Origin of the sequence: Burkholderia sp. Cy-637, assembly GCF_011753175.1 — a bacterium.
GTDB lineage: Bacteria > Pseudomonadota > Gammaproteobacteria > Burkholderiales > Burkholderiaceae > Burkholderia > Burkholderia gladioli.
In genome coordinates this window covers 1-3,145 of sequence record NZ_VWWC01000323.1, presented here as the reverse complement: position 1 = coordinate 3,145, position 3,145 = coordinate 1, and the positions used below count along the sequence as shown (strand labels likewise).

Below are 3,145 nucleotides of genomic sequence, written 5' to 3'. Positions count from 1 at the left end.
GCGGCGGCCGACGCGAGTGGCCGCCGCGAACGCCGCGAAGCCGGCGGCGTCGGCCTCGTCCAGCGCGCCGAGTGCCTGCACGTAGTCATCGCGCAAGGCGGCGAGCGCCGCGGCGCTGCGGGCCGACACCACGATCGCCTGCGGCCCCTCGCAGGGCACCGGCTCGCGCGCCGGCGCCTCGGCCAGCACCACATGCGCGTTGGTGCCGCCGATGCCGAACGAGCTGAGCGCCGCGTAGCGCGGCCGCTCGCGGCGCGGCCAGGCGACCGGCTCCCGGTTGATCTCGAACGGCGCATCGCCGAAGCCGATGCGCGGATTGAATTCGCGGAAATGCGCGGTCGGCGGGATCGTGTCGTGGTCGAGCGCGAGGCACAGCTTGACGAGCCCCGCGAGCCCGGCGGCGGTGTCGAGATGGCCGATCTGCGTCTTCAGCGCGCCGAGATGGCGCGTGCGGCGCGTGCCGGCGCTCGCGAAGGCCTGATTGAGCGCGCGCGCCTCGATCGGATCGCCCAGCGGGGTGCCCGTGCCATGCGCCTCGACCAGGTCGATATCGTCGAGCGCGACGCCGCAGTCGCGATAGGCACGCGCGATCACCTCGGCCTGCCAGCGCGGGCTCGGCGCGGTGAAGCCGACCTTGTCGCGGCCGTCGTTGTTGAGCGCGCTGCCCTTGATCACGGCGCGCACCGGATCGCCGGCGGCGAGCGCGGCCGCCAGCGGCTTGAGCACCACCGCGCAGGCGCCGTTGCCGCGCACCGTGCCGGATGCCTCGCGGTCGAATGCCCGGCAGGTCCCGTCGCGCGAACCGATCATGTTCTCCGAGTAGACATAACCCGACTGCTGCGGCAAGGCGATCGACACCCCGCCCACCACCGCCGCCTCGCAATCCCCGCGCCGCAGCGACAGGCACGCGTAGTGCAGCGCCACCAGGGCGCTCGAACAGCCGGTCTGCAGGTTGACGGCCGGCCCGTGCACGTCGAGGAAATAGGCCAGGCGGGTGGCGAGGAAGTCCTTGTCGTTGAGCATCAGCAACTGCAGCTCGCCGTGCCGCTCGCGCAGCGCCGGGTCGGGCAGCAGGTTGCGGATCAGGTACTGGCTCAGGCCCGAGGTGGTGAACAGGCCGATCGAGGCACCCGCGCAGTCGCTTGCCTGGGCATCCTCCAGGGCCTCCCAGACCACCTCCATCAGCACGCGGTGCTGGGGATCGAGCAGGTCCGCCTCGGCCGCCGACAGCTTGAAGAACGCCGAGTCGAACATCTCGATGCCGTCGATCACGCCGCGGCGCGGCACGTAGCGGGCACGCTCGTGCTCGCCGAGCGCGTCGAGCTCGCCGGCCAGTTGCTCGGGCGTGAAGGTGGTCAGGCCGTCCTCGCCCGACATCAGCAGCGACCACAGCGCGTCGGGGCCGCGTGCGCCGGGCACGCGCGCGCCCACGCCGATCACCGCGATGTCGAGCGCGGCCGCGCCGGCCGCCTGGCGTTCATCATGCAAGGGCGTCATGGGCGGTCCATTCCTCGAGGAAGGCGGCCAGCGAGCCGACGGTAACGTGCTCGAACAGGGCGACGATGTCGAGTTCCTTGTCGAAGCCGCGCTCGCCCAGGCGGCGCGAAAGCTTCTCGTAGACCGACATGATCTTCAGCGAGCTGCCGCCGACGTCGAAGAAATTCTCGCCGTCGCCGAAATCGCCACGGCCGACCTCGCCGGCCCAGATCTCGCGCACCAGGGCGCGGAAATCCAGCGGCGCCGCGGCGCTGCCGGCCGCCTGCCAGGCCGCCTCGTCGCGCGGGTCGGGCAGCGCCAGCTCGGCCAGCGCGACGCGCGCCTCGCCCGTCAGCGCCGCGAGCACGCGATCGAGATTCGCGCAGATCCGCGCGATGATCGCCTCGTCGTAGAGCCCGGTGTGATACTCGACCAGCACGCGGTAGCCGTCCTCCTCCTTGCGCAGGGAGAACAGCAGGTCGTACTTGGCCACGCCGCGGTCGAGCGGCACCCGGCGCGCGGTGAAGCCGTCCATCTCCAGCATCTCGGCCTGCTCCGGCTCCAGGTTCACCATCACGCGGAACGCGGCGCGCCGCAGCGCGGTGCTGGCCTGCAGCGCGTCGAAGATATCCTCGGTCGCCACGTGGCGATGCGTCTGCGCCTCGGCCAGCGTGAGCGAGACCGCCTGCGCGAGCCGGTCCAGGTCCCAGTCGGCGCCGCTTCGTACCCGCAGCGGCAGCGTGTTGACGAAGAAGCCCACCAGCTCGCTGTCCGCGAAATGGTCGCGCTGCGAGAAGAACGAGCCGATCGTCACGTCGTCGGTGCCGGCGCCGTGCCGCACCAGCGTGGTCACGGCGGTGGCGAACAGCGCGAACGGCGTCACCGCGCGGCGCGCCGCGGCCGCCTCGAAATCGCGGCTGGTCGCGGCCGGCAGCAGGTGGCGATGGAGCCGCCCTGCGAAGCGCGTGGGCGGCTTCGCCTCGGGCTCGACGAGATAGGCGGTCGCGCCGCGATAGTCGCGCAACTGCTCGACCCAGTAGCCCAGGTCGGCCGCCGCGGCTTCGGCGCCACGCGTCTGGGCGGCGAAGTCGGCGAACCGCCGGGTGGGCGTGCCGTCGGCCGCGAGCGGCGCGTCGCCGGCGCGATAGTGCCGCTCCAGCTCGGCGAACAGCACGTTCATCGCGCGGTCGTCCACCGCGATGTGATGGAACACGAAGATCAATCGCCCGGCCCGCTCGCCGAGCCGCAGTTCGGTCACGCGCAGCATCGGGTCGTGGCGCAGATCGAAGGGCCGCATCGCCTCGGCCGCGATCAGCGCCTCGGCGCTCGCCAGGCGCTGCGCTTCCGGCTCGGCGCGCAGGTCGACGCTCGCGAGCACGAAGGGCGCGGTCTCGCGCTCGCGGATCCGCAGGCCGCCGTCCTCCCAGGCATAGGTGCTGCGCAGGATCGGATGGCAGGCCAGCCAGTGCGTGACGCAGCGCGCGAGCCGCGCGCGGTCGAGCGTGCCGTCGTACTCGAACACCAGCGGTGCATTCGACACGGCCCGCCCGCCGGGGCTGTTCTCGAGCAGCCAGATGCCGCGCTGTGCCGCCGTGGCGAGCGTGCCGCCCACCGCCGGCCCGGGCTCGGCGCCGCCCGGCTTCGCCGTGGCGGCAGGCGCGCGCGCCGG

Annotated in this window: 2 protein-coding genes; both read right to left on the bottom strand. The window is 72.9% G+C overall.

Translation table 11 applies throughout. The features are described 5' to 3' along the window. Window positions 1–1,497, bottom strand: a 1,497-nt coding sequence (locus tag F3J10_RS35040) for a polyketide synthase (protein ID WP_167243996.1), incomplete at its 3' end; no start/stop codon positions are given. Then, window positions 1,481–3,145: condensation domain-containing protein (locus F3J10_RS35035; RefSeq protein WP_240155802.1), on the bottom strand; the 1,665-nt coding region annotated here is incomplete at its 5' end. The genes F3J10_RS35040 and F3J10_RS35035, both read right to left, overlap by 17 nt.